Raw genomic sequence first — 26,571 nt, 5'->3', positions numbered from 1 at the left:
GCACGCACGGCGCCGGGTGGTCCGGCTCCGTCCGATGGAAAGAAGGTAGCCATGTCCACCGCGACGACGTCGACGCGGTCGGCCCCGACCCGACGCCGACGGAAGGACGACACGAAGCTGGCGCTGCTGTTCATCGCGCCCGCCTCGGTCGGCCTCCTGGTGTTCCTGGTGTGGCCGCTGCTGACCGGCCTCTACTACTCCTTCACGGAGTACACCACGCTCACCCCGCCCCAGTGGGTGGGCCTGGCCAACTACCAGAAGCTGCTGGCCGACCCGACCTTCTGGACCTCGCTGAAGGTGACGGTCCTGTACGTCCTGATCAACATCGGCGTGCAGACGGTGGTGGCCCTGGTGATCGCGGTGCTCATGCAGCGTCTGACCCAGTCCACCGTCCTGCGCTCGCTGGTGCTGGCCCCGTACCTGGTCTCCAATGTGGTGGCCGCGATCGTGTTCCTGTGGATCTTGGACACGCAGCTCGGCGTGTTCAACATCTTCCTGCAGTGGATCGGTTTCGACCCGATCGCCTTCTGGGCCAACGAGACCTGGGTGATCCCGACGGTCGCGCTGGTCAACGTGTGGCGCCACATGGGGTACACGGCGCTGCTGCTGTTCGCGGGACTGCAGTCCATCCCCGCCTTCCTCTACGAGGCGGCCCGCACCGAGGGGGCCGGGGAGATCGCGATGTTCCGTCGGATCACCCTGCCGCTGCTGCGTCCGATCCTGGCGCTGGTGCTGATCATGACGATCATCGGCTCCTTCCAGGTGTTCGACACGGTCTCGGTGACCACCCAGGGCGGCCCGGCCGACGCCTCGAAGGTGCTGCAGATGTACATCTACGAGAACGCCTTCGGGCAGTACCAGTTCGGCTACGCCTCGGCGCTGTCGGTCGCGCTGCTGCTGATCCTCATGGTCATCACGTTCGCGCAGTACTGGATGACCGACGCCGGCAAGTCGGACCTGGACTGAGGGGAGAGGGCACCATGACCACCACGACGCAGCCCGTCGCCGACACCACGCAGCGGCCCGAGATCCGGCGTCCGCGCCGCGCCGTCCCCTGGGGGAAGATCGCGGCCTGGATCGTGATGGTGATCTTCCTGCTGATCACCCTGTTCCCCTTCTACTGGATGCTGCGCACGGCACTGTCCAGCAACAACGCCCTGGCCACCGATCCCGGCAGCCTGCTGCCGGTGGGGTTGAACACCGGCGGCTTCGAGCGGGTCTTCGGTCTGCAGGACGTCGAGACCGCGATCTCCCAGGGCGGCTCGGGCGCCTCCATCAACTTCTGGCGCTACCTGCTGAACTCCGTGATCGTCGCGACCTGCATCACGGTCGTGCAGACCTTCTCCTGCGCGATGGCCGCCTACGCGTTCTCGCGCCTGCGCTGGCGGGGGCGCGAGACGGTGTTCATGATCTTCCTGGGCTCGCTGATGATCCCGCAGATCTTCACGCTGCTGCCCAACTTCATCCTGATCAAGAACCTGGGACTGGTGGACACGCTGCTGGGCATCATGCTGCCGACGCTGTTCATCTCGAGCTTCGCGATCTTCTTCCTGCGCCAGTTCTTCAACAACATCTCCCGGGAGGTGGAGGAGGCGGCGCTGATCGATGGCGCGAGCAAGTCGCGGGTGTTCTTCACCCTGATCCTGCCGATGTCCAGCGCCCCGCTGGCCACGCTCGCGCTGCTGACGTACATGACCGCATGGAACGAGTACTTCTGGTCGTTGATGGTCTCCTACACCGACCAGTCGCGGGTGCTCACGGTCGCGCTCGGCGTCTTCCGCGCCCAGTCCCCGGGCACCGGCCCCGACTGGTCGGGCCTGATGGCCGCCACCCTGGTCGCGGCCGCCCCCATGCTGATCCTCTTCGCGCTGTTCGCGAAGAAGATCGTCAACTCCATCGGCTTCAGCGGGATCAAGTGAGGTCAGCCATGCACATCCGACGACACGCACCCACCGCACCGTCCACGGCACGAGCCTCTGCACTGTCCCGACGTCGCCTGCTGCAGGGTTCCGCGGCCCTGGCCGCCGGCGCCGCCGGGGCCGCGACCCTGGGCTCGTGCGGAACCTCCGCCGCCCCGGCCGGCGCGACCACGATCGAGTACTGGATGTGGGACGCGAACCAGCTGCCCGCCTACTCCGCCGCCATCGATCTGTTCATGGAACAGAACCCGGACATCTTCGTGCGGGTCACCCAGCTGGGTTTCGACGACTACTGGACGAAGCTGACGGCGAGCTTCGTGGCGGAGGCCGGGCCGGACGCCTTCGCCGACCACCTCGCGCGCTACCCGGAGTTCCTCGACCTCGGGGTGATCTCCCCGCTGGACGGTCTGGGTGCGCTCGACGAGATCCCGGCGGAGCGCTTCCAGGAGGGCCTGCAGGAGCTGTGGACCGGCCCGGACGGCAAGCGCTACGGCCTGCCCAAGGACTACGACACCATCGCGGTGATGTTCGACCGGGCCCTGCTCGAGGAGGAGGGCCTGGCCCCCGAGGACCTCGAGGGCCTGGACTGGAACCCGCAGGACGGCGGCAGTTTCGAGAAGATCCTGGCCCGCCTGACCCTGGATGCGAACGGGGTGCGCGGCGACCAGGAGGGCTTCGACCCGAAGAACGTGGCCCGCTACGGCATGGCCGCCGACTCCGGCATCGACTACACGGGACAGACCAGTTGGTCCCCCTTCGCGCTGTCGACCGGGTGGACCTTCACCGATGCGGAGACCTGGGGCACGCACTTCACCTATGACGAGGAGCGGTTCGCCGCCACCATGGACTGGTACTTCGGTCTGGTCGACAAGGGCTTCTTCCCTCCCTTCGGCATGTTCGGGGACTCCAGCCCGACGCAGACCCAGCTGCAGACCGGGAAGGCGGCGCTGGCGCTGGCGGGCTCGTGGATGATCACGACGTTCGACAACATGGAGGGCATGGACCTGGGCATCGCCCCGCTGCCCGCGGGCCCCGTCGGGCACCCGGTCTCGATGTTCAACGGTCTGGGCGACTCGATCTCCGCCCAGTCGGAGCGCAAGGAGGAGGCGGCGCGGCTGATCGCCTTCCTCGCCTCCGATGAGGCCCAGCAGATGATCGGCGAGCGCGCACCGTTCTTCCCTGCGACCGACGTGGGCACGCAGGCCGCGATCGACGCGTACGCCGCGGAGGGCCTGGACGTCACGCCGTTCACCGAGAGGGTGGCCAACGGGGAGACCGGGCTGTACCCGCTGGTGGAGAACTCCGCCTCGATCATGCCGATCATGCAGCCTGCATTCGACCAGTGCTGGATGCGGCAGATCGACGGGGCGGACTTCGCCTCGTACAACGAGCGGGTCAATGCCCTGTTCGAGTGAGGAGCGCGGGCTCGGGGTCGGGTCCTAGGAGCCGACCCCGACGAACTCCTGGATGGCGATGACGGCTGCGCCCCGGGCCCATTCGTCGAAGTCGCCGCTGAGCACCCGCACCACGAGGTCCTGCTGGGCCGCGGCGACGGCACCGCGCAGGGTCTGCTCGAAGACGGGGCCGGCAGCACGCACCAGGTCCACGTTCTCCCCGCCGAGCACGATCGCCTCGGGGTCCACGATCGCGACCAGGCCGGCAGCGGCGGCGGCGAGCGAACGGGCGAGCTCCTCGGCCACCTCGAGCGCCGCGCGCTCCCCTGCCGCTGCCCGTCGGGTGAGGTCCTCGATGCCCTCGTCGGCGGCGAGCGCCGAGGTGGCGCGGGCACGGCGCACGATCGAATCGGTGCTCGCCACGTCCCGCAGCGGCAGCGGCGTGCCGTCGGCCCGTTGGCCGATGCTCTGACGCCCGGTGAGGCCCGCGACATGGTGGCGGCCCTCGACCAGTCGCCCGTCGATCACGGTGCTGGCCCCGATCCCGGCGCCGACGGTGAGCACGGCGAAGGAGCCGTAGGACCGGCCGATGCCGAACCAGTGCAGCCCGTTGACCATGGCGACCAGGTCGTTCTCCACCACCACGGGAAGGTCGAGGCGGGCCTCGAGCGCGGTGGCGAGGTCGAACTGCGTGGTCCACCCGAGCAGATAGGACGAGAGCACGACGCGCCGCTGTGCGACCGGACCGCCGAGGCTCACGCCGACGCCCGCGAGACGCGGATGCGCCTCGACGAGCGCCTCGACCGGCGCGAGGATGGTGTCGACGACAGAGGCGGGCGAGGTGTCCTCGAGCGGCAGCACCAGTTCCTCGAGGACGTTGCCGCGCACGGTGGTGACCACGGCGTGGACGTCGTCGGCGGTCACCTTCACCCCGATGAACCGGGGCCCGAGGTTCTCCTCGATGTCCAGCGGTTCGTGGGGGCGGCCCTTGGCGCGCACGACGGCCCCGAGCTGGTGCAGGCGGCCGGCGTCGAGCAGGTCGCGGGTGACTCGGGTGACCGTCGGGGCCGAGAGTCCCAGCCGGGTGGTCAGCGCGCTGCGCGAGCGGGGGCCGAAGCGCAGCAGGTCCCGGTAGACCGCACGGGCGCTGTCCCCGCCGAGCTCCGGCACGGCATCCATCCTCACGGCCCCCTGGTGCTCCTTGCCCGGCATGTCTCGAGCTTATCCGTCCCCGACCGAGCACCGTCGCGTGACCCGGCCGGTCGGCGGGATCTGCGCGGTCGGAGCGCCCCGACCCGATACCCTGGCCCGGACCCATCCGCCACCCCCTTCGGATATGCCGAGCCTTCACAAGACCTCATCGACGTCGATGCCCACTCTCCCGGCGGACCGCCCCTGGTGGCAGGACCGCCTGGGGGCCATCCCCGATCCCGACGGCAGCTGGCGGCCGGGGGTGAGTCGCGCGCCGGAGCATCCCGGGGTACGCGGCGAGATCCACCAACTGCTGCTGACCAGCTACGGCACCGAACTCGTCGCCGAATTCTTCCGGCCGACGTCGGTGCCCTCGACGGGTGTCGTGGTGGTGGTCCCGTCCTACGACACCCCGGCCCTGTTCGCCGAGCCGACCGAGCGCACCGCGCTGAGCGACCAGGATCCCGCTCTCGGCGCGCACGGCCTCCAGCTGGCCGAGGTCGGGCACGCGGTCCTGGCCGTGCCGTGGTGGTTCGAGCAGGTCGCGGCCGAGGATCCCGCCCTCGCCGCCGCCCGGGGCCCCGCCGAGCGCTATGGACCCGCCGCCGCGCGTCACCGACGCGAGCAGTCCGTGACACCGCTGGGACGCAGCATCGCGGACGTCATGCTCGCCGTCACGGCACTGGAGGGCTCCTCCCTCGCCGAGGGCGACCGCCTGGCGGCCTTCGGAGATGCCCTGGGCGGCAAGCTCGCCCTGCACCTCGCCGCCCTCGATCCGCGCATCGAGGTCGCCGCCGTGCACGAGGCGGGCCTCGGATTCGATCAGCCGGCCTGGGGCGACCCCTGGTACCTCGACGGCGACGTCCCCCGCGACCACGACCAGGACGAGCTGCTCGCCCTGATCTCTCCGCGTCCCTTCCTGGTCTCCGGCGGCGGGGACCGGGACGGCGAGCACAACCTGGAGCTGATCCGCACGGCCCGCCGGCACTGGCCCGACGAGCAGGGCCTGGACGTGCTGCTGCACGACAGCGGGCACGCCCTGCCGCGCTCGGTGATGGCGGGGATCCGGGAGTGGCTGCGCGAGCGCACCAGCTGAGTGGGATCCGGTGGAGCGGGCCCGCCCGATCTGACATCCTGCTTCCCAGACCCCCGGCCCGCGACTCGCGGCCCCGGGACGATTCCGACCCGCATCAGGGGAGCCCATGAGCGAGACGACCGCCGACGCCGCGACCGACGAGCAGGCCACGATCTACACCGCGTACGAGATCGACTTCATGCTGACCCTGCGCCCCACCGACAACGGTGCGATCACGCGTGAGCAGATCGGGCTGCGCCGTGCGCCGGAGGCCGCCCAGGAGTTCGTGACCGCGGCGGTCACCTCGGGGCTGCGGGCCCGCGGCAAGGTCGAGCGCTCGCAGGACGGCCAGTGGCTGCTCGGTGAGGAGGGGCAGGTCATCGCCACCGCGCTGACCGCCGCGGATCGCTGGCTCGGGATCGCCCTGGCCGAGGGCGAGGCGATGCGGATGGCCTTCGTGATCAAGGCCAACGAGGCGATCCTGATGCTCACCCAGGACGAGCTGGACTCCTTCGTGGTCTCCGCGCTGCCGGACCCCTCGCACGTCGCCGCCTCGGTCACCGACGTCATCACCGCCTTCCTCGAGGAGCAGCGCGGCCGCACCGTCTCGCTGCGACGCCGGGACGTCGAGGACGACGGCGAGGAGGTGCCGCTGATGTTCCACGTCGAGGAGGACGGCGCCTGGAAGCTCGGGCACCTTCCGCTGGATGGCGACGGCATCCTCAGCGTCTCCGACCTCTCCCGCGAGGACGTCTCCGCGGCGGTCGGTGCGCTGTGGGAGGACGGCTCCAGCCGCGCCCCCTCGGCCTCCGCCTCCTGAGCTGCGGGGCCCGCCCCGCCCGGTGGCGGAGCGGAGTCTCCCGGGTCTAGATCCGGGCGGCACTCGCCTTCTGGCGGCGGTGCAGCTCGGTGCGCAGGGCGCGGATGTCCTGGCCCGCCGGCTCCGAGTAGGTCCAGATGTGGCGGTCGAAGGCCGCCATCACCACCCGCGAGCCGCCGTGCAGTCGCAGCGCCGCAGTCAGCCAGTGCACCGGATGGACCGCCCGGGACTCGACGGCGAGGATCCGGTGCCAGGGCACGGTCCGGGAGCGGAGGGCGCCGACCACGTGCAGCCCCTCCTCGGTGATCTCCACCCGGGACCTCGCGGTGCCCAGCGCGGCCAGACCGAAGCGGAGTCCCAGCAGACCGATCAGGATCATGGCCCCGCCCAGCGGGAACATGACCAGCAGCAGCCCGATGCCCGGGGCGTGGCCGTCCTCGAGGGTGAGCCAGAGGGCCACGAGGACCACCGCGAGCACCAGTGCGGTGCCGAGCGCGAGAGCGGAGACCACGGCACGCACCACGGTGTCCCGAGTGGCGGCGCGGGGGACGAGCGTGCGCACGCCGGCGCCCCGGGCACCGGAGCGTCGTCCCGGAGCGCGGAGGTCCGAGACCATCCGCTCGACCGTCGCCGTGCTGCGCGAATAGTCGGGCAGGGCGGTGCGCGGTCCCGTCTCGGGTCCGATCTGTCGAGGGATGGTCATGTCCCCAGGCTAATGCGGCCCCGGCGAGGGGTCGATGAGGGAACCGACCATGCGGGAGCTGTGCGCACGGCCTATGCGCGCCGTCCCGGGCGGTGCGTAGAGTCGTCTGCATGCCCTCCTCCGGATCCTCCCCTCGCTTTCGTCGCCCGGCGCCGCTGTTCCCCGCCACCGCGGAGGCGATCCCCGGCGAACCGGATCCGTCGACGTCGACGGACCTGGCCCACGACTCGGCCCAGGCCCTCCTGGACGGCGTGTTCCACAGCTCCGATCCCGAGGTGGTCGACCGGGTGCTGCACCTGGCGGCCGCCGACGGGCTCTCGGACCTCGCCGCTCTGTGGTCCGGCTCCCCCGCGACCACGCTGCCCGGTGCGCTGTGGCGTCTGTACGTGCTGCACACCTGGGTCCAGCGCCACGGGGAGGACGTCGTGCACCGCTATCGCGCCGGCTCGCGCACCATCCCGGGTCTGCGCTACCTCTCCGGATTCGCGGAGCCGCCCGACGTCCGGCAGGTCCAGCGCACCATGGACGACATCCTGCGCGGCGCCTTCACCGGCAATCTCGGTCTCGCGCTGACCCGGGCCGGAGCAGTCGCCACGATCGTCGCCCACGGCACCGCCCAGCTCGCGGACGAGGACCGCGAGGACGACCGCACCCGCCAGGCGGAGCGACTGCTGAGCACCGGCGAGGAGCTGGCCGCGGCCGGCCGGCACGCGGAGGCCGGGACGCTCGGCTGAGGACCGCGGTCCCGGGGCCTGCCCTGTCGTCGGCCCCTGTGACGATCTCGGCCCCGACCTCGGGCCCGCTGTATTCCAGCATCGCACCCGACGTGGCACTTCCCATGTCACGTCCCCTCCCGGGTGGAACCGTCCGCGCCCCGTGCCCTACGATGATCGGGCGTCGGGCCGCGGTTGCCCCGGGCTCCAACATTTGCCGCTTCGAGCGGCCTTCGCGCCGACAGGCGCATCCCGGTCCGGCGCCCCAAGCATCACGAGAAGGCCGCCCCCTGGTCACCCCCGGGGGACGACGGCACCGGGTACGGCGCCCTCGGGCGTGAGGAGGGGGACCTGAGGTGGTGCAGCTCTTCCCCCGTCGCGTCGAGCGTCCGATGACCGACCTGTTCGGCGAGCTCGCCGAACTGCTGGTCCAGACCACCGACACCCACTCCAAGCTGCTGGGCCACGGTTACCGCGAGCGCACGCGCATCGCCCCGAAGCTGCACGAGGAGTCCACGCGCGCCGAGGAGCTGTGCCGGCGCATCTCCCAGCGCCTCGCGCAGTCCCTGATCACGCCGTACGAGGCCGAGCTGCTCTACGACCTGGCGCTGACCATCGCGGACACCGTCGACTCCATGGAGCACACGGCCGAGCTGCTGGTCCTCTCCCGCGTGGGCGCCCTGCCCACGCCGCTGCTCGAGGCGGCCAAGGGGATCGAGCGCGCCGCGGAACTGACCGTCGCGGCGACCTGGACCCTGCACCGGGTGCGGGACCTGGGCGAGTACTACCCGCAGATCCGCAAGCTCAAGCGCCAGGGCGACCGGCTGGTGCGCCAGAGCCTCGCCGAGCTCTACGGCCGCGGCGGCGCCGTCACCGAGCTGCTGCCCCTGCATGACATCACGGAGTCCATCGGCCGCACCATCGCCCTGCAGGAGCACATCGCCCGTCTCGCGGATCTGCTGCGGGTCAAGGACGCCTGAGTGACGCCGGCCTTACTCGTCCTGGTCGTCGTGCTGGCGCTGGCGATGGCGTTCTACAACGGCTTCCACGACGCCTCCAACGCGGTCTCCACCGCGATCACCACCCGTTCCCTGCGGGAGTCGACCGCCCTGGGGATGGCCGCGATCCTCAATCTGCTCGGTGCGCTGCTGGGCATGCTGCTGCTGAGCGTCACCGCCGAGTGGGCGCTGCGGCTGCTGGGGCTGGGTCATCTCGTGGAGACCACCTCCGGCGCCCCGGACGTGCTCGGCGTGGGCCTGGTCGCGATCCTGCTGGCCACGCTGGCCTGGGAGGTGCTGACCTGGTGGCTGGGAATGCCCTCGTCCACCTGGCACGCCTTCTTCGGGGCCGCGCTCGGCGCCTCGCTGGCTATCGGTGCGGCGGCCGCCTGGACCCACCTGGTGGCGATCCTGATCGCCTCGATCGTCGGCCCGCTGATCGCCGTGGTCCTGGCCTATTCGGTGATGCAGGGCATTCTCGCCCTGGCGCGCAGCGAGCGTCTGGGCGTGGCCCACATCCGTTTCGCCCAGACCGTCTCCGCCGGTGCGGTCGCCACCGGGCACGGTCTCAACGATGCGCGGCTCCCGCTGGCCGTGATCGTGGTGGCGACCTCGGCCTCGGGCCTGTCGGTCGGCTCCTCGCTGGCGATGATGACGGCGGTGGCCCTCGCTGTCGCGGCGGGCACCCTGATGGGCGGGCACCGGATCATCCGCACCATCGGCCGCCGGCTGACCGACCTCTCCGCCGCCCAGGGCCTGGCCGCGGAGACCTCGGCGGTGATGTCGATGTCGGTGGCGATCTTCGGTCTCGACTCCCCGGTGTCCACCTCGCACGGCCTCGCCTCGAGCGTGGTCGGTGCCGGCGTCGCCCTGGGTCCGCGCCACGTGCGCTGGGCGGTGGCCCGCACGATGGTGGTGACCTGGCTGGCGACGCCGATCGTGACAGCCGTCCTCGGAGCGGCCCTGGCCGGCGTGATGCTCGAGCTGGGGTGAGCCGCGCGGCCGCGGTCGCTCCCCGACGCTCGGGCTCCTCCCTGCCCCGGCGGCTATCCTGGGTCGGCCCGACCGCGAATGGAGTGCTGATGTCCGACGGCGAGTCCACGACGCCTGCCCCGAGGAAGCGCCCGACCTACGGGCGTCCCGGTCCGACGACGCCGCAGACGGGCGACCCGTCGGCCTCCCCGTCCGGTGCGCAGGGAGCACCTGGTGCGCAGGGAGAATTCGGCGCCCCGGGAGGCCCCGGTGCGCAGGGAGCACCCGGTGGCCCGGGAGACACCGGGGGCCCGTTCGCCCAGGACGCCTACGCCTCCACGGACCCGGCGGGCCCGTACGCCTTCGCCCCCGCCTCCGGTCCGCTCCCGCCGCAGCCGCCCGTCGCCGCGCCGCGTCGGCGCCGCGGGCTGTGGCCGTTGCTGATCGGGCTCGCCCTGCTGCTGATCATCGCCCCCGTCGCCACCGTCGGCGGCCTGGTCTGGGCCTTCGGGTCCCTGGTCGACGACGCCTCCTCCGGTCCCACCGTGATCGAAGGCGGCACCGGGGAGCGCGAGATGAACGCCAACGAGATGCTGATCCTGTACGTGCCCTCCGAGGACGCCGCCGAGGCGCAGTGCACGGCCGAGGGCAGCAGCTCCGGGGCGGTCACCGAGGTGCCGACCTCCGGCTCGGTCACCTTCGGCGACGGCACGCAGTACGACCAGGTGCTGGGCGTGGCTGCCCTCGAGGACACCACGGTGACGATCTCCTGCAGCGGCACCGACGCCCCGGCGTTCCTGGGCCCCTACAGCCTGCTCGGCGTCGCCGCGCCCATGCTCATCGGTCCGGTCATCGGCATCGTGTCGGGGCTCGTCGGCCTGGTGCTCACCGTCGTCGGCATCCTCCTGCTGGTGCGCAGCCGACGGGCCTGACCGGCGCCGTCTCAGCTGCGGGCGCCGCCCCCTCGCAGGGGCCTGCGCTGACCTAGAGTGGCCGCACTACCGCCCCCGAGGATGGAGTGATGACCATGCACCCCCGCGCAGGCCAGCAGGCCCTTCCGGAGGATCTCGTCGACGTCGACGCCCTCCTCGACGCCTACTACGATCTCCATCCGGATCCGGCCGACCCTGATCAGGCGGTCACCTTCGGCACGTCCGGGCATCGGGGCTCCTCGCTGGACACCGCGTTCACCGAGGACCACATCGCCGCGACCACCCAGGCGATCGTCGAGTACCGCGCCGGTCAGGGGATCCGCGGTCCGCTGTTCATCGGCCGGGACACCCACGCGCTCTCCCGTCCTGCCTTCGACACCGCGCTGGAGGTGCTGGTCGGCAACGACGTCGCGGTCCAGGTCGATGCGCTGGACGGGTACACCCCCACCCCGGCGATCTCCCACGCGATCCTCGTGCACAACCGCGGCAGGGCCGCGAACGACTCCTCGCGGGCCGACGGCATCGTGGTCACCCCGAGCCACAACCCGCCGCGCGACGGCGGTTTCAAGTACAACCCGCCGCACGGCGGCCCCGCCGACTCGGACGCCACCACCTGGATCGCCGACCGCGCCAACGAGCTGCTGGCCTCCGGACTGCGCGGCGTGCAACGCCACGGCCGTCAGAAGGCGCTGCAGGACGCGGGCCGCTACGACTTCCTGCACACCTACGTCCAGGACCTGGGCAACGTGGTGGATCTCGAGGCGATCCGGCGCGCGGGCGTCCGGATCGGCGCCGACCCCCTGGGCGGGGCGGCCGTGGACTACTGGGCCGAGATCGGCGAGATGCACGACCTCGACCTCACGGTGGTCAATCCCGAGGTGGATCCGCAGTGGTCGTTCATGACCCTGGATCGCGACGGGAAGATCCGCATGGACTGCTCGAGCCCGTGGGCGATGGCCTCCCTGCTCGAGAAGCGCGCCGAGTTCGATGTCGCGACCGGCAACGACGCGGACGCGGACCGGCACGGCATCGTCACCCCGGACGGCGGGCTGATGAACCCCAACCACTACCTCGCCACCGCCATCCAGTACCTGTTCGCGCACCGCCCGGAGTGGCCGGCCGGAGCGAAGGTCGGCAAGACAGTCGTCTCCTCGAGCCTCATCGACCGGGTCGTCGGCTCCCTCGGCCGGGACCTGTTCGAGGTGCCCGTGGGCTTCAAATGGTTCGTGCCGGGCCTGATCGACGCCTCCGTGGGCTTCGGCGGCGAGGAGAGCGCCGGGGCCTCGTTCCTGCGCCACGACGGCTCGGTCTGGACGACGGACAAGGACGGCATCATCCTCGCCCTGCTCGCCTCGGAGATGCTCGCGGTCACTGGCCGCTCCCCCAGCGCCCTGCATGCGGAGCTGGTCGAGGAGTTCGGCTCCAGCGCCTACGCGCGGCTGGATGCACCTGCGGACCGTGAGCAGAAGGCGAAGCTCAAGGCCCTCAGCCCCGATCAGGTCACCGCGACCGAGCTGGCGGGCGAGCCGATCCTCTCGGCGATCACCGAGGCGCCCTCGGGCGGCGCGATCGGTGGGTTGAAGGTCTCCACGGAATCGGCCTGGTTCGCCGCCCGCCCCTCGGGCACGGAGGACGTCTACAAGATCTACGCCGAGTCCTTCCGCGGCGAGGAGCACCTCGAACAGGTCCAGGACGCGGCCAAGACGCTCGTGGACGGCGCTCTCGCCGGCTGAGAAGTCCCTCGCCGGGAGCATTCCCGGCGTGTCACCGTGTCGCGACAGATGTTCGTCCTTCCTCCACATCGCGATCCCAGAGGGTCCGAGGGGAGGGCGCAGTGCACGCGGAGAACCGTTTGACCAGGTCGACAGTCAAGGAATCACCAAATCTGCTCCAACATCTCGTATGTCACCCCCACGTGGCGCCGTCCACACCCCCCTTGCGTACCTCCCCCGTGCGCCTGGACGATGACAGCAGAAGGTAAAGGATCGGTAGGGTAATATGCTCCGCCGGACCCACCAGAGATGACACCGACAGCTGCCGACCGGCATGCTCCAAGGAAAGGGGGGACCGCGCCTATGCGCCTGCGTTCACGCCTGTGCGCCTATTCCGCAGCCGTCGCTGTCGCGCTCCCTCTGACCATCGCGCCGGCCCTCTCGGCCCCGGAGGAATCCCCCACCACTGCCGCAGAGACGGCAGGGGGGCCCACGCAGCAGACGGAGCAGTCCCCGTCGACGGAGGACGCGCAGACGGACGAGACGCAGGACGACGGGTCGCAGACAGACGGCTCCGAGAACCAGGACACCGAGACATCGGAGGACTCCGCCGAGGAGTCCGATGCCGCGAACCCCGACGAGGGAAGCACGGGCGGGACCACGGATCCCGCGACCGGCGAGGGCGGCACCGAGAGCACCAGCCCCGTGGCACCCGAGGTCCCCGCCGAGGACGACTCCGGCTCCGGGAACGACGGGGAGAGCTCCGGCGAAGAGTCCGACCAGACCCCGGTCGAGCCGTCCCAGGGCGCCGACTCGAACTGCCACGGCGTCACCGGACTCCTGCGGACCATCTCCGGCGCGGAGTGCGCCGCAAGCGAGGACCACACGGATCCCGGTGATGGGGCCAGCAGCGACACGGGAACCGGCGGCGGAGGCAGCGCATCCTCGAGCGATTCGGCACCGAGCGGCTCGACGTCCCAGTCCACATCGGAAACTCCGCCATCGGAGGATCCCCCTCCCTCCGACGAAGGCACCGAAACCCCGACTGGCTCCGAAACCCCCACCGAGTCCCAGTCGGGGACGGAGACCCCGACTGACGACCCGACAGAGACTCCCACCGAGTCCCCGACGGAGTCCCCGTCGGAGACCCCCTCCGAGGATCCCTCGGACTCCACGACCCCGGAGACCCCGACCGAGGAGTCGGAGACCCCGACCGAGGAGTCGGAGACCCCGACGGAGGAGCCCACCTCCGATGAGGAGAAGGACCCCACGTCCGACTCCGAGCAGTCCGCGCAGGTCGAGCAGGAGACCAGCTCCCCCGAGAGCGTCGGGGAACCCGCTCCGCGCCGGCTGAAGACCACCTCCCCGGAGAAGTCGGCGCCGTCCACCACCGAGGACACCTCCGACACCCCGCGCGAGACGGCGACCGAGGACACCCAGCGCGAGACGGACAGCGGGACCTCGCAGACCGAGTCCTCCGAGACGGAGGCTGCTGCCCCCGTGGACAGCGATGACGATCCGCCCGCCATGGCGCCCCAGCCGGTCGCGGCCCAGCAGCAGGGCGGCCCGATCGTCAAGCTGCTCAGCACGATCTCCTCGCAGGACTCGGACTCCGCCTTCGGGCGGGTGCAGAAGGTGCTCGTGATCGCTCTCGGCATCGGGTTCCTGACGACTGCGGGCTTCGTCGGCGCCACCTGGCACAGTCGGCGCGCCGCCGGGCAGGGCTCCTCGAAGAACGGCAGCTGACCCGCCGGGCAGACGCTCTCCCTATCGAGCGCTGAGCATCTCCTGCACGTGCACGAGAAGCGCCGGGAGGCTCCGTTGCATCTGCACGACGGTGCGATCGAACGCCGATTGGCCCTCGTACCACGGGTCATCGACCGCGATCTCCGTCTCGGGCAGGTCCCCGGGCGTCTCCGGATCGAAGCGTCGCCACATGATGATCTCCGGGGCGATCTTCCCGTCGGGCGCCTGATCCGCCATCCGCCGGAGCCCCTGGGCCTGCTCGACGGTCATCGGCAGCACCAGGTCCCAGGCGAGCAGCTCGGTGAGGTGGATCGTGCGAGCAGTGTGCTCGAACGGCCGCACGTACCCGGCCCGCACCAGGGACAGCTCGGTGCGCTCATCCATGGGCATCCCCTCGGCCTCCCAGCTGGTGCCGGCCGAGCCCACTTCGACCCTCTCCCCCAGCCCGGCGCCGCGCACCGCCTCCCGCAGCATCACGGCGGCGGCCGGGGAACGGCACACGTTGCCGGTGCAGACGGTCAGGAGGCGCAGGGAGGACATGTGCCCATTGTGTCAACGATGCCGGCGCGGCGAGCATGGAACCGCCATGCCCTCTACAATGCTGGTGTCAGCGCATGCGAGGCCGCGTGCCCGCGCACGCACATTCGCCAGGTCGTGTTCGCCAGGGCATGATCGCCCGTGACCACGCAACGACGGCTCAGGAGGACAGCCATGGCCGAAATCATCCGTGCCCAGGACGACGACTGGTCGCTCGTGCGCGAGATCCGTCTCCGCTCTCTCAGCACCGACCCCGAGGCCTTCGGCCAGAGCTGGGAGAAGGAGTCGACCTACGAGGAGAAGGTCTGGAAGAAGCGCGTCCGCGAAGCGGCATGGTTCCTCGCGATCGACTCCGGTCAGCCCGTGGCCGTCGTCGCCGTCCGCCACGAGGCCGACTCCCCCGCCAACGAGCGTGAGCTGCAGGCGATGTGGGTGCTGCCGAGCTCTCGCAAGGCCCGGCTCGGCCAGCGCCTGGCCGAAGCGGTCCTCGAGTGGTCGAAGGAGGACGGTGCCGACACGGTCACGCTCTACGTCGGCCCCACCAACACGGCCGCCCGCGCCGCCTACGAGAGTCTCGGCTTCACCGACACCGGAGAGCGCTGGGAGGTCATCGAGGACGACCCCGACGGTGCCTGGCTGAAGATGTCCCGGGGCCTCTGAGGCCCGGTGTCGATCGCGCGTCGCGTCAGCGCCCGCGTCCCCTCGCCCCGCACCGTGCTGCGCACGGTCGGGGCGCGGTCGGATCAGGGGCGCCCCCACTGGGCCGCCCGGCTCGAGGACGTCAAGAACTCCACCGTCGGCCGTGCGCTGCGCCGGATGCACTGGGAGCTGCGGCTGCAGCCGTTCCACGGATACGGCTCCTCGACCCGGGTGCGGGTGCTGGCCAAGGTCCTCCACTCCTCGCCCGACACCCCAGCGGACTTCCACGACCAGCCGGTCCACGACATGCGCACGATGGCGGTGCGGGGCTGGCGGAACTTCGCCGGTCAGGTGGCCCCGTACAGCACGGTGCACGTGCTCCTGGGTGACCAGGAGTTCATCGTGCGTGCCGATCGCGGCGGCATCGTCGACGCCGAGCTCGACATCGACCTGCCCGCCGGCGACCACCAGGCCGTGCTGTGGACCGTCCCCGGCAACGAGGTCACCGCCGATATCACGGTCTTCCCCTCCGACGCGGCCGTCGGACTGGTCAGCGACATCGACGACACCGTGATGGTGACCTGGCTGCCCCGGCCGCTGCTGGCCTTCTGGAACGCCTTCGTGGTCCACCAGTCCTCCCGTCAGGTCGTGCCGGGCATGCCGATGCTCTACCAGCGCCTGGCCCGCCAGCACCCCGGGATGCCGGTGATGTACCTGTCCACGGGCGCATGGAACGTGTTCCCCGTGCTCAAGCGCTTCCTGTACAAGAACGGCTATCCCGATGGGGCCCTGCTGCTGACCGACTGGGGGCCCACCAACACGGGGTTCTTCCGCTCCGGACGCGCGCACAAGGAGCGGGCGCTGCGCCGGCTCGTCGCGGACTTCCCGGGGATGCGATGGGTCCTGGTCGGCGACGACGGCCAGCACGACCCGGCGATCTACGCGGACTTCGCCTCCGAACTGCCGGACCATGTCGAGGCCATCCTCATCCGGCAGCTGACCGAGTCCGAGCAGCTGCTCGCCCACGGCACACTGCGACCCCTCGACCAGGGGCACCGCGGGAGCCACGCTCCGCCGAGGGCCATGGCGGCGCCCGACGGGCACGGGCTGCTCGCCGAGCTGGAACGCACAGGAGTGATCTCATGACGACCCCGCAGAGCACCGACCTCCGAGTCCGCCCTGCCCGGAGCGCCGACGTCCCCGAGATCGTTGACCTGGTGCAGGCGGCCTACCGCGGCGAGGGCGGCTGGACGACGGAGGCCCACCTCGTGGCCGGTGCGCGCACGCACGACGAAGAGGTCCGCGGCATGCTGGCCGACGAAGCGGTGACCCTGCTGGTCGCCGAGCTCGACGAGACCGTCGGCGCCCCCGGACCCGTCGCCCGCGTCGTCGGCTGCTGCTACACGCGGCGGGAGGCACCGGATGCCGAGGGCCTCGTGCGGGCCGAGCTCGGCCTGTTCGCCGTCCACCCCACGGCCCAGTCCCGCGGGCTCGGCAGGAAGCTGCTCACCGCGCAGACGGAGCTGCTGGCCGAGGACGGGGTCGACGTGCTCATGATCCAGGTGCTCCAGTCCCGCCCGGAACTGCACGCCTGGTACGAACGGCACGGCTTCGTCCGCACCGGCATCGCGCTCCCGTTCCCCGGCGATCCCGATCGTCTGGCGGTGGCGGGTCTCGGGATGGACGTCATGGAGCGGTCGCTGCGACGCTGACCTGCGCCCCGCTGACGAGGAGTGGCGTACGCCACTAAACTGTCGCCATGAGCGTCGACACCTACCTCCCGTCCCTTTCCCGCTATGAGGGCACCCCCTACCGGCGGGTGGGCCGCTCCGGTCTGCTGCTGCCGCCGATCTCGCTGGGCCTGTGGCAGAACTTCGGCGAGGACTGCGATCCGCAGTCGCTGCGCGCCATCGTCCGCCGCGCCTTCGACCTCGGCATCACCCACTTCGACCTCGCCAACAACTACGGGCCGCCGCCGGGCAGCGCGGAGGCGCACGTCGGCCGGATCCTCGAACAGGACTTCCGCCATCTGCGCGACCAGCTCGTCATCTCCACCAAGGCCGGACACCGCATGGGCCCCGGCCCGTACGGCGACGGCGGCTCCCGGAAGTACCTGCTGACCTCCCTGGACCAGTCGCTGCATCGCCTGGGGCTGGGACACGTCGACATCTTCTATCACCACCGCGAGGACCCGGACACGCCGCTCGAGGAGACGATGGGGGCGCTCGACCAGGCCGTGCGCAGCGGCAAGGCCCTGTACGCCGGGATCTCGAACTACTCGCCCGAACGGACCGTGCAGGCCGCCGAGATCCTCGCCGATCTGGGCACGCCGCTGCTGATCCACCAGCCCTCCTACTCGATGTTCAACCGACACGTCGAGCACGGACTGCTGGGGGTCGCGGACGACCTCGGCCTCGGGCTGGCCGTCTTCTCCCCGCTGCAGCAGGGCCTGCTGACGAACAAGTACGCCTCGGGGGTGCCCACGGGGTCACGGGCCAGCAACACGGGAGGGAGCCTCACCGCGCGGCAGGTCCACGATGCCACCTACCAGGAGCGCATGCGCGGCCTCAGCGACATCGCCCATGAGCGCGGGCAGAGCCTCGCCCAGCTCGCCCTCGCCTGGACCCTGCGTCACCCCGCGGTCGCGACCGCCCTGGTCGGGGCGTCCACGGTGCGCCAGCTCGAGCAGAACGTCCTCACCGTCGAGAACCTCGGCTTCACCGCCGAGGAGCTCGTCCGCATCGACGAGTTCGCGATCGACGGCACCGCCCGTTGAGGGCCGCTCCCGAAGGAGGAGCAGCACCGATCCGGGCCCAACGCACCGGGCCCCCACACACCGGCCCACACACACCGAGATCGACCTGGGGAACACTTTCAGCGCGCAAAGTGTTCCTCAGGTCGATCTCGGTGCATCGACCTCGGGGCGTCGGGCTCGAGACCCGGGAGTCGGCTCAGCCGGTGTTCTTCAGGCCGGCCGCCACACCGTTGATCGTGGTCAGCAGCGCACGCTGCAGCTCCGGCGAGAGTTCCTCGCCGCGGGCCGTGGCGGCCCGGGCACGCTGCAGCATCGCGACCTGCATGTAGGAGATCGGATCCAGGTAGCGGTCGCGCACGGCGAGGGTCCGCTTCAGGACCGGCTGGTTGTCCAGCAGCTCCAGCACCCCGGTGAGGCGCTCGATCTCCGCGACCGACAGCTCGTACTCCGCCTTGATGCGGTCGAACAGCGGCCACAGCCGCTCCGGCACCAGCGAGTGGACGTAGTGCGCGGCGATCTGCATGTCCGTCTTCGCCAGCGTCATCTCGACGTTGCTGATCACGGTGCGGAAGAAGTGCCAGCTGCGCAGCATCTCGTGCAGGTCCGGCTCGAGCCCCGCCTCCCGGGCCGCCTTGAGCCCGGAACCGGCACCGAACCAGCCCGGCACGATCTGCCGCGACTGGGTCCAGCCGAACACCCACGGGATCGCCCGCAGCCCGTCGAGGCCCTTGTCCGAGGTGGTGCGCTTGGACGGGCGTGAGCCGATGTTCAGGTCCCCGAGCTGCTCCACCGGGGTGGAGGTCACGAAGTACTCGGGCAGGTCCGGATCGTCGACCAGCGTGCGGTACCGGGTGAAGGAGGCGTCGGAGACGGTCTGCATGACCTCGCCCCAGCGCTCCAGCTGCTCGGGCGTGGAGCGCGGCGAGGTGTGCAGGGCCGAGCCCTCGAGCACCGCGGCCAGCGACAGGTCCAGGTTCTCCCGGGCGAGGGTGGGCAGGGTGTACTTGTCGGAGATGACCTCGCCCTGCTCGGTGAACTTGATCTCGCCCTCGAGCACGCCGTACGGCTGGGCCAGGATCGCATCGTAGGTGGGGCCGCCTCCGCGGCCGACGGAGCCGCCGCGACCGTGGAACAGGCGCAGCGTGACCCCGTGGCGGGCCGCGACGTCGCGCAGACGCCGCTGGGCCTGGTGGATCTCCCACTGGCTGGTCATCACGCCGGCGTCCTTGTTGCCGTCGGAGTAGCCCAGCATGACCTCCTGGAGGTCTCCGCGCAGCCGGACGATCTCGCGGTAGGAGGAGTCGCTCAGCAGCTCATCGAGGATCTCCCCGGCGTGACGCAGCTCGGCGACCTCCTCCAGCAGCGGGGCGAAGCTAATGTCGGCGCGGTTCTCCTCGCCGCCGGGCAGAGTCACCAGCCCGGCCTCGCGGGCCAGCAGGGCGACCGCGAGGATGTCGTCGGCCCCGTGGGTCATCGAGACAATGTAGGTCTCGATCGCGGACGTGCCGTACTGGCGGTGGGCGTCGCGGATCTCGTCGAACACCCTGTAGGTGGTGCGGGTGGCGTCGTCGAGGATCGCCTCGTCCTCGCTCAGCGCCGAGCCGACCAGCGGACGGCGACTGGCGAGCTCGGCCCCCAGCACCGTGGTGCGCTCGGCACGAGTGAGCTCCGCGTAAGGACGGTCCAGTTCTCCGACACGGTCGAACAGCCGTGAGAGCACCTCGTGGTGCTTCTCGGAATGCTCGCGCACGTCGAGGATCGCCAGGTTCAGCCCGGAACCGGCCAGGACCTGCTGGGCGATCGCGATCGCCCCGTCGGCCGCGCGCTTGCCGCCGTGGCGGGACAGCGCCGCGCGCAGCACCGAGAAGTCCTCCTGCAGCTCATCGCTGTCGCGGTAGTCCTTGCCGTGCACGTGCGGCTCCCCGGTGAGGATCCGCTCCCGGGTCGCCTTGAGCTTCGCGCGCATGGTGCCGAGCTTGAGCCGATAGGGCTCCTGCTCGTACATCGCCTGCTGGACCTCGTCGATCTCGGACTCGAACTCGAGGTCGGCGGCCACGCTCGCGCGCAGCTCCTCGTCGTCGCCAGTCAGCGCACTGGAGATCGACAGGTCCGCGATGAGCTCGGAGATCACGTCGATCGCGAGGTCCACGGCGGTCTCCGCCTGGAGCTGCAGCACCTCGCGGGTGACCTCCGCGGTGACGAAGGGGTTGCCGTCGCGGTCGCCACCGATCCAGGAGCCGAAGCGCAGCGGCACCTGGCGCTCGGTCAGGTCCGCGCCGTGGGCGCGCAGCTCCTCACGCAGGTCGTCGAGGAAGTCCGGCATGGTCTGGCGGTACAGCTGGCGCAGGTAGTACAGGACATTGCGCGCCTCGTCCTGCGGAGTGGGGCGCTGGCGGCGCAGCTCGTCGGTCTGCCACAGCGACTCGATGAGCTCGGAGAGGGCATGGTCCTGGCGGCGCCGCTCGGCGGTGCCCTCCTCCGTGTCCGTCTCCAGGATGTCGGAGATCTTGCGGAGCTTGGTCAGCACCGCCCGGCGGGACGCCTCGGTGGGGTGGGCGGTGAAGATCAGGCGCACGTCGAGGGAGTCGACGGCCTCCTGCAGGCCCGTGGCGCCGACCTCCTCGTGGACGTCCGCGACGGTGCGCGGCACCCATGACTCCGAGGCCGGGCGATCGTTCAGCGCCCGCACCCGGTACACCTGCTCTGCGGCGTTGGCCAGCAGGAAGTACTGGGCGAAGGCCCGGGTCAGCTCGGTGGCCTGCTCGATCGGCAGTTCGGCCAGGCGGTCCTGGACATCGCGCGCCCCGCCCTCGGACTCCGAGGACTTCGCGTCCTTGGTCAGCGTGCGCACCTGCTCGACGAGCTCGAGCAGCTCCTGGCCGTGCTGGTCGGAGAGGGTGCGCCCCAGCAGCGTCGAGAGTCGACGGACGGTCGCGCGCAGGGGCGCATCGATGTGGGGATCATCGCCGACGACGGGGAACTCGCTCGTCAAGGTCGGGACGGCAATGGCGTCGGATTCTGGCACGGGGCCTCCTGAGGTCGGCGGCGCCACACAGCGGCCGCCGACAGCTGGGGCGACCGCTTCGGCGCGGAACGAACGGGCACACACTACCGCGACGTGCCGTCACGGCATCCGGTAGGACGGTCCGCGGACGGACCGGTCCCGGCCCCGGGGCCGACGGAGACGGTCTCCGCCGGGCGGACCCGGGGGCCTCGCGGATCAGAGCACGGCCCGCAGGAAGTCCTGCGTGCGCTGGTGCTCCGGTTCGCTGAAGATCTTGTCGGGCCGTCCCTCCTCGACGACGGAACCCTGGTCGAACATCATCACGCGGTCGGAGACGTCGCGGGCGAACTGCATCTCGTGGGTCACGATCAGCATGGAGATGTCGGTCTCGGCGGCGATGTCCTTGAGCACCCCGAGCACGTCCCCCACCAGCTCCGGGTCCAGGGCGGAGGTGACCTCGTCCAGCAACAGCACCTCGGGGTCCATGGCCAGCGCGCGGGCGATCGCGACGCGCTGCTGCTGCCCGCCGGAGAGCTGCGAAGGGCGGGCGTCCTTCTTGTCCGAGAGCCCCACCTTCTCCAGCAGGCCCTCGGCCTTGCTGGAGGCCTCCTCCTTGCCGAGGCCCATCACGTGGATCGGGGCCTCGACGATGTTCTCCCGCACGGTCATGTTGGGGAACAGGTTGAAGTGCTGGAACACCATCCCGATCTGCTGGGTGGTGCGCCGGCGCTCCTTGTCCGGGACCCGCACCCGCTTGCCACCGGACTCCTTGTACTGCAGCGGGATGCCGCCGACGTGGATGTACCCGCCGGTGAGCTCCTCAAGGGTCATCACCAGGCGCAGGATCGTGGTCTTGCCCGATCCCGAGGGGCCGATCAGGGTGACGCGCTCCCCCTGCGCGACGGTGAAGTTGAGGTCGTCCAGCACGGTGTTGGACCCGAACCTCTTGATCACGTCGCGGAATTCGATGTGCGCCGTCCCGGGGCTGCCGGGATGCTGAGTGTTCTCAGGCAAGTTTCTTCTCCAGTCGTCGGATCAGGACGGAGGTCGGGTAGCTCCCGGCCAGGAAGATGAGGCCGGCGAGGGTGATCGCCTCGGTGTACCGGAACGTGTCCCCGCCATAGGTCTGGGCGTTGCGCACCATCTCCGGGATGTAGATGACCACGAAGAAGGGAGTCTCCTTGAACATCGAGATCGCGTAGTTGCCCAGGGCGGGCAGGGTGTTGCGGATCGCCTGCGGGACGACCACCGAGCGCCAGGTGCGTGCCCGGGGCAGCGACAGCGCCGTGGCGGCCTCCCACTGCCCCTTCGGCACCGAGTCGATCCCGGCGCGGTACACCTCCGCCATGTAGGTCGTGTAGTGGATGCCCAGCACCCAGATGCCGATGACGAGGGTGCTGTCGATGTAGGGCGACAGCGCGAGGTTCGCGAAGACCAGCTGGATCACCAGCGGGGTCATGCGGATGAACTCGACGACCCCCGTGACCGGAGCGCTGAGCACGCGCGGCGCGCTGCGCCGGATCAACGCGACGACCAGGCCGAGCACCAGGGCGATCAGGGTGCCGAGCACCGTGGCCAGCAGCGTGATCTTGAAGCCGTCCAGGAGCACCGGGAGGACCGCGACGGCGTGGTCCCATTCCCACCAGGAGGGGTTCATGGCAGACCACCTCCTGTCGGAGTGCCGGCGTGGAAGGCGGCGCGATCACGGACGACGCGCGCCGACCGCCCCCCTCCGGGAGTGGTGCCGGGCGCCTGGAAGAGTGAGCGCCAGGACTCGGACAGAGCAGGGCCGCGGCCGATCCTGTGCTTGGCGCGCACCTCGAGCCCGTTCATCACGATCACGATCACCCAGGCGATGAGGAAGTAGGCCAGCAGCGCGAAGAGGTACGCGAACCAGGTGCCGGTCCGGTCACGCAGCTGTTCGACCTGGAAGAAGAGGTCGTACAGCAGCACCGTGGAGACGATGGCGCTGCCCTTGAGGAGCTGGATCCACAGATTCGACAGCGACGGAAGCATCAGGGCCCAGGCCTGGGGGATCACGATCCGGAACATCCCGCGCATCGGGCTCAGGCTGAGGGCGCTGATCGCCTCGTACTGGCCCGTGGGCACGGAGCCGATGGACCCGCGCACGACCTCGGCGGCATAGGCCCCGTAGTTCAGGCCCAGCGCGATGACGCCGATGGCCAGCGGTGTCAGCTGGAACCCGAAGGGGTAGGGCAGCTGCGGGAGCACGAAGGACAACCAGAACAGCTGCACCACGAGCGAGGTGCCGCGGAAGAACTCCACGAAGATGCGCGCGAGGATCCGAACCGGGGCGAGCTTGGCGACCTGGGCGATCCCGAAGACGAAGGCGATCAGCAGCGCGACCAGGGCGCCGAGCACGGTCGCCAGCACGGTGACGAGGAAACCGTCGAGGATCGCCGGCATCCGCTCCAGCAGCAGCTGGATGTTCGGTCCGAGGTCCTGGACGAAGCCGATCACACCATCCATCGGCTGCTCACCTCCTGGGCGAGCACGGAGCCGGCGCGCCCCGCCGAGGGACGCGCCGGGTCGAGCTCATCGCTGTGGCCGAGGATCACTGCAGGGACGACAGATCGTCCGCGCACAGGATCTCGGTCGTCATGTCCTCGGGCGGCAGCTCCTCCTCGGTGAAGCCGAAGTCGCCGACGATCGAGAGGTAGCGCTCCGGATCGGCGATGATCTCGTCGAGCTTCTCGTTGTAGGCATCCAGCAGGGAGGTGTCGTCCTTGCGGAACACGGTGCCGCCGGCACCGAACTGCTTGACGTCGTTGATGTTCGCGACGAAGCTCTCGGTCACCTCGACGCCGTCGACGGTGTTGTCCGCCAGCCAGTTCAGCGAGATGGCGGTGAGCGCGAAGGCGGCGGCGTTGCCGGCCTTCAGCGCGTCCACGCCGTCCTGCGGGCCGCCGACCTCGATGCTGTCCAGTTCGAGATCCGCGGCGTAGGTGGACTCGACCGCGCCGGACATGGTGGCGACGGTCAGGCCGGAGTCGACGAAGGACTGCATGTTCTCCAGTCCCTCGGGGTTGCCCTCGGGGACCATCAGCGCGGTCGTGTACTGGAACTCGGGGTGGCTGAAGGCGGCCTCGGCGCAGCGCTCCGGAAGGATCGACATCCCGGCGCTGACCGCGTCGAACTGGTTGCTGTTCAGGCCCGGGATCAGCGAGTTCCAGTCGACGAGCTTGCCCTCGACGGTGTCGATGCCCAGCTCACCGAAGATCTCGCGGTGCATGGCGACGGACGCACCCTGGAGCTCGCCACCGTCCTCGAAGCTGTAGGGCGCCTCGCCGGCGAACCCCACCGTGATGGTGCCCTTGTCCTGGAGCTGGGAGAGGAGATCGCCCCCGCCGCCGTCGCTGGCTCCGCCGCCTCCGCCGCCGGTGTTCTGACTGGTTCGGCTGCAAGCGGCCAGACCGCCCAGCGCCGCAGCCGACAGGACGAGACCGCTCCCGCGGACGAAGGTTCGGCGATTGTGCATGGGGTGCTCCCTCTCACGTGCTCTCGATGCACGACGACCCTCGCGGTTGTCGGACAATCGGACGTCTGGATATCGGATTACCGTCCACGTTATCGGGGAGTCGAGCCCTACGATCGGGACGGAGACGTTTCGTGATCCGGTCGTGACCCCGCGCCATGGGATCGTGATGCCAGGGACTGCAGGACGAGCGAGCTGCGAGGATCACGGACGGGGCGTACGAGCTACGTCGCACCGCCCGCACCGTTCTAGGATGTCGCGGCGCGATGTGCGCCGCGCACGAGCGCACAGGAGCAAGGAGGACGGCGATGACGACTCGCCATGAAGGTGTGCAGCTGCCGATGATGCAGCCTCTGCGCCGGCCCTCGATCATCGATCAGGCCGAGCTCGAGCTGCGCAACGCCATCTACTACGGCGACCTCCGTCCGGGCGATGCGGTGCCCGAGGTGCAGGTCTCCCGCCAGATGGGCATCTCCCGCTCCTCGCTGCGCGAGGCCTGCCAGCGCCTGGTGCGCGACGGCCTGCTCACCCAGATCCCCGGCCGCGGCCTCTTCGTCACCCGCATGGACGCCGAGACGATGTCGGACTTCATCGACTACCGCCTGGGCATCGAGATGCAGGCCGCCACGATCGTCGCCGAGCAGGTCACCCGGTTGCGCGCGAGCGGCCAGGACGCCCAGGTCGACCACCTGCTCGCCCCGCTGCGGGCATGCCTGGAACGCAGCCGCGCCTCGCTGGAGGCCGAGGAGGTCATCGAGGCCGGCAACGCCGACCTGGACCTGCATCAGCAGCTCGCCGAGCTCTCCCGCAACCGTTTCCTGGCCACCTCGATGAACACGATCGTGATCCTCACCCGGATGGGCAGCTTCTCCGATCCGCTCGGCTTCGGCGTGCGGGCCGACATCACCTCCACGCACGAGGACCTGCTGGAGGCCCTCTCGCGCGGCGACGCCTCCCGGGCCCGCGCCCTGCTGCGCGAGTCGCTGCAGGAACTCGCCGCGCGCCTGCGCTCCGGTGACGAGGCCGACGAGGACACCGAGGTCGTGCGTGACCCGGATCTGCTGGAGTCCACCGCCCCGGAGTGGCCCTCCCTCGGCGAGGGCGGCCCGACCAGCTGAGCCGCCCCGCGCCCGGCGTCGCGAGCAGCCACTGCGAGGACTGCGAGACTGCGAGGACTGCGAGAAGGCCCCTGGTCTGCGATGTCCTCGCAGGCCAGGGGCCTTCTCCGCGGCGGAGACGAGAGGATTTGAACCTCCGAGGCGATTTTGGTCGCCTACTCCCTTAGCAGGGGAGCGCATTCGGCCGCTCTGCCACGTCTCCTGGTGCCCGGTCCGGGCACGCCGATACAGCATACGGGAGCGCGGGGAGTGCTCCAAAGCAGGAGCGCGCAGATCACGTCACATCCGCGCGGGGCCGCCGCACCGAGAGCTCAGAGCCCCAGCTTCTCCTGCAGCAGCGCGATGTGCTTCGGGGTGCCCACGCGATATTTCACGAAGGTCAGCACGCCCTCGGCGTCGATCGCGAAGGTCGAGCGGATGGTGCCCTCGACCGTCCTGCCGTACATGTTCTTCTCGCCCCACGCGCCGTAGGCCTCCATGACCTGGTGGGACTCATCGCCGGCGAGGGTGTACGGCAAGCCCTGCTGCTCGACGAAGCGATCGAGCTCCGCGATGGGGTCCGGAGAGATGCCCACCACGCGGTACCCGGCGCCCGTGAACATCTGATGGTTGTCGCGCAGGTCGCAGGCCTGCTTCGTGCACAGGGAGGTGTTCGCGGCGGGATAGAACCAGAGCAGGGCCGGGGCGCCGCGCAGTGCGGCGAGGCTCACCCGGTCGCCGCCGGCGGTGGGCAGGTCGAACTCGGGGGCGCGGTCGCCGACGGCGAGCTTCACGGGGGCGGGCATGTCTCTCCTGGGTGCGATGGGGGCGGGGCGGCGCATCGGGAGCACCGACGGCTCGTGGACAG

25 protein-coding genes and 1 tRNA gene are annotated in these 26,571 nt (G+C 70.5%); 16 read left to right on the top strand and 10 right to left on the bottom strand.

Features of this window, described 5'->3' with window-relative positions:
- Positions 1 to 51: 51 nt before the first annotated feature.
- The 3 genes from JOF43_RS08885 to JOF43_RS08875 are packed head-to-tail and all read left to right on the top strand — an operon-like array spanning position 52 to position 3,334.
- Positions 52 to 966: a carbohydrate ABC transporter permease gene (locus JOF43_RS08885; RefSeq protein ID WP_209901289.1), complete on the top strand. Its 915-nt coding sequence runs from the start codon at positions 52 to 54 to the stop codon at positions 964 to 966.
- 14 nt (positions 967 to 980) lie between these two features.
- A complete protein-coding gene (locus JOF43_RS08880; RefSeq protein ID WP_209901287.1) occupies positions 981 to 1,919 on the top strand; it encodes a carbohydrate ABC transporter permease in 939 nt (312 codons plus the stop codon).
- Between the two features lie 8 nt (positions 1,920 to 1,927).
- A complete protein-coding gene (locus JOF43_RS08875) occupies positions 1,928 to 3,334 on the top strand; it encodes an ABC transporter substrate-binding protein (RefSeq protein ID WP_209901285.1) in 1,407 nt (468 codons plus the stop codon).
- A gap of 24 nt (positions 3,335 to 3,358) precedes the next feature.
- Here the strand turns inward: JOF43_RS08875 and JOF43_RS08870 are convergent, their stop codons facing one another.
- A complete protein-coding gene (locus tag JOF43_RS08870; protein WP_209901283.1) occupies positions 3,359 to 4,525 on the bottom strand; it encodes an ROK family transcriptional regulator in 1,167 nt (388 codons plus the stop codon).
- A gap of 157 nt (positions 4,526 to 4,682) precedes the next feature.
- Here JOF43_RS08870 and JOF43_RS08865 point away from each other — a divergent pair, with 157 nt between their 5' ends.
- Both JOF43_RS08865 and JOF43_RS08860 read left to right on the top strand, forming a co-directional pair.
- Positions 4,683 to 5,600 (top strand): alpha/beta hydrolase, encoded by a 918-nt coding sequence (locus tag JOF43_RS08865; protein ID WP_209901281.1) that lies wholly within the window; start codon positions 4,683 to 4,685, stop codon positions 5,598 to 5,600.
- A 106-nt stretch (positions 5,601 to 5,706) separates the two neighbouring features.
- Complete coding sequence (locus JOF43_RS08860; protein WP_209901279.1) at positions 5,707 to 6,399, top strand: hypothetical protein; 693 nt, start codon at positions 5,707 to 5,709, stop codon at positions 6,397 to 6,399.
- A 46-nt stretch (positions 6,400 to 6,445) separates the two neighbouring features.
- On the opposite strand, the gene JOF43_RS08855 is transcribed toward JOF43_RS08860, so the two are convergent.
- Positions 6,446 to 7,102, bottom strand: coding sequence for a PH domain-containing protein (locus JOF43_RS08855; protein ID WP_209901278.1), 657 nt, complete (start codon positions 7,100 to 7,102; stop codon positions 6,446 to 6,448).
- 110 nt (positions 7,103 to 7,212) lie between these two features.
- On the opposite strand from JOF43_RS08855, the gene JOF43_RS08850 reads away from it, so the two are divergent.
- From JOF43_RS08850 to JOF43_RS08825, 6 genes are all read left to right on the top strand, one after another.
- On the top strand, positions 7,213 to 7,836 hold the full coding sequence (locus tag JOF43_RS08850; RefSeq protein WP_209901276.1) for a hypothetical protein: 624 nt from the start codon (positions 7,213 to 7,215) through the stop codon (positions 7,834 to 7,836).
- A gap of 335 nt (positions 7,837 to 8,171) precedes the next feature.
- Positions 8,172 to 8,795: a DUF47 domain-containing protein gene (locus tag JOF43_RS08845; RefSeq protein ID WP_209901273.1), complete on the top strand. Its 624-nt coding sequence runs from the start codon at positions 8,172 to 8,174 to the stop codon at positions 8,793 to 8,795.
- Positions 8,796 to 9,806 carry an inorganic phosphate transporter gene (locus JOF43_RS08840; protein ID WP_209901271.1) on the top strand — a complete coding sequence of 337 codons (1,011 nt, stop codon included), beginning with the start codon at positions 8,796 to 8,798 and terminating at the stop codon, positions 9,804 to 9,806.
- 89 nt (positions 9,807 to 9,895) lie between these two features.
- Positions 9,896 to 10,717: a hypothetical protein gene (locus JOF43_RS08835; protein ID WP_209901269.1), complete on the top strand. Its 822-nt coding sequence runs from the start codon at positions 9,896 to 9,898 to the stop codon at positions 10,715 to 10,717.
- A 95-nt stretch (positions 10,718 to 10,812) separates the two neighbouring features.
- Positions 10,813 to 12,450: a phosphoglucomutase (alpha-D-glucose-1,6-bisphosphate-dependent) gene (pgm, locus tag JOF43_RS08830; protein WP_209903202.1), complete on the top strand. Its 1,638-nt coding sequence runs from the start codon at positions 10,813 to 10,815 to the stop codon at positions 12,448 to 12,450.
- 342 nt (positions 12,451 to 12,792) lie between these two features.
- A complete protein-coding gene (locus JOF43_RS08825; RefSeq protein WP_209901267.1) occupies positions 12,793 to 14,175 on the top strand; it encodes a hypothetical protein in 1,383 nt (460 codons plus the stop codon).
- 21 nt (positions 14,176 to 14,196) lie between these two features.
- Here the strand turns inward: JOF43_RS08825 and JOF43_RS08820 are convergent, their stop codons facing one another.
- A complete protein-coding gene (locus JOF43_RS08820; protein ID WP_209901265.1) occupies positions 14,197 to 14,715 on the bottom strand; it encodes an arsenate reductase/protein-tyrosine-phosphatase family protein in 519 nt (172 codons plus the stop codon).
- A 171-nt stretch (positions 14,716 to 14,886) separates the two neighbouring features.
- Between JOF43_RS08820 and JOF43_RS08815 the strand changes: the two genes are divergently transcribed.
- From JOF43_RS08815 to JOF43_RS08800, 4 genes are read left to right on the top strand one after another with little or no spacing between them, the layout of a single operon-like run.
- Positions 14,887 to 15,372 carry a GNAT family N-acetyltransferase gene (locus tag JOF43_RS08815; RefSeq protein WP_209901263.1) on the top strand — a complete coding sequence of 162 codons (486 nt, stop codon included), beginning with the start codon at positions 14,887 to 14,889 and terminating at the stop codon, positions 15,370 to 15,372.
- Between the two features lie 6 nt (positions 15,373 to 15,378).
- Positions 15,379 to 16,497 carry an App1 family protein phosphatidate phosphatase gene (locus tag JOF43_RS08810; protein ID WP_342592122.1) on the top strand — a complete coding sequence of 373 codons (1,119 nt, stop codon included), beginning with the start codon at positions 15,379 to 15,381 and terminating at the stop codon, positions 16,495 to 16,497.
- Positions 16,494 to 17,063: a GNAT family N-acetyltransferase gene (locus JOF43_RS08805; protein ID WP_209901261.1), complete on the top strand. Its 570-nt coding sequence runs from the start codon at positions 16,494 to 16,496 to the stop codon at positions 17,061 to 17,063. Before JOF43_RS08810 ends, JOF43_RS08805 begins: the two co-directional genes overlap by 4 nt.
- A 47-nt stretch (positions 17,064 to 17,110) precedes the next feature.
- Positions 17,111 to 18,127: an aldo/keto reductase gene (locus tag JOF43_RS08800; RefSeq protein WP_209901259.1), complete on the top strand. Its 1,017-nt coding sequence runs from the start codon at positions 17,111 to 17,113 to the stop codon at positions 18,125 to 18,127.
- Positions 18,128 to 18,302: 175 nt separating this feature from the next.
- Here the strand turns inward: JOF43_RS08800 and ppc are convergent, their stop codons facing one another.
- The 5 genes from ppc to JOF43_RS08775 form a co-directional block, all read right to left on the bottom strand.
- Complete coding sequence (ppc, locus tag JOF43_RS08795) at positions 18,303 to 21,131, bottom strand: phosphoenolpyruvate carboxylase (RefSeq protein WP_209901257.1); 2,829 nt, start codon at positions 21,129 to 21,131, stop codon at positions 18,303 to 18,305.
- Between the two features lie 195 nt (positions 21,132 to 21,326).
- Positions 21,327 to 22,124, bottom strand: coding sequence for an ectoine/hydroxyectoine ABC transporter ATP-binding protein EhuA (gene ehuA, locus JOF43_RS08790; protein ID WP_245354066.1), 798 nt, complete (start codon positions 22,122 to 22,124; stop codon positions 21,327 to 21,329).
- Positions 22,117 to 22,767, bottom strand: a complete 651-nt coding sequence (gene ehuD / locus JOF43_RS08785; protein ID WP_209901255.1) for an ectoine/hydroxyectoine ABC transporter permease subunit EhuD — start codon at positions 22,765 to 22,767, stop codon at positions 22,117 to 22,119. Before ehuD ends, ehuA begins: the two co-directional genes overlap by 8 nt.
- Entirely contained in the window at positions 22,764 to 23,600 is an 837-nt protein-coding gene (gene ehuC, locus JOF43_RS08780; RefSeq protein ID WP_209901253.1) for an ectoine/hydroxyectoine ABC transporter permease subunit EhuC, read from the bottom strand. The genes ehuD and ehuC overlap by 4 nt, the downstream gene beginning before the upstream one ends.
- A gap of 85 nt (positions 23,601 to 23,685) precedes the next feature.
- The gene (locus tag JOF43_RS08775) at positions 23,686 to 24,609 is read right to left on the bottom strand and encodes a transporter substrate-binding domain-containing protein (RefSeq protein WP_209901251.1); all 924 of its coding nucleotides are present in this window, start codon (positions 24,607 to 24,609) and stop codon (positions 23,686 to 23,688) included.
- Between the two features lie 305 nt (positions 24,610 to 24,914).
- On the opposite strand from JOF43_RS08775, the gene JOF43_RS08770 reads away from it, so the two are divergent.
- The gene (locus JOF43_RS08770; RefSeq protein WP_209901250.1) at positions 24,915 to 25,724 is read left to right on the top strand and encodes a GntR family transcriptional regulator; all 810 of its coding nucleotides are present in this window, start codon (positions 24,915 to 24,917) and stop codon (positions 25,722 to 25,724) included.
- A gap of 113 nt (positions 25,725 to 25,837) precedes the next feature.
- Here the strand turns inward: JOF43_RS08770 and JOF43_RS08765 are convergent.
- Positions 25,838 to 25,926: transfer RNA gene (locus tag JOF43_RS08765), tRNA-Ser, on the bottom strand.
- 109 nt (positions 25,927 to 26,035) lie between these two features.
- The gene (locus JOF43_RS08760; RefSeq protein ID WP_209901248.1) at positions 26,036 to 26,509 is read right to left on the bottom strand and encodes a peroxiredoxin; all 474 of its coding nucleotides are present in this window, start codon (positions 26,507 to 26,509) and stop codon (positions 26,036 to 26,038) included.
- Between the last annotated feature and the right edge of the window lie 62 nt (positions 26,510 to 26,571).

Origin of the sequence: Brachybacterium sacelli (assembly GCF_017876545.1) — a bacterium.
Classification (GTDB): domain Bacteria; phylum Actinomycetota; class Actinomycetes; order Actinomycetales; family Dermabacteraceae; genus Brachybacterium; species Brachybacterium sacelli.
Note: the sequence above shows the minus strand (reverse complement) of the source record. Positions and strands in the feature narration are given on the sequence as shown.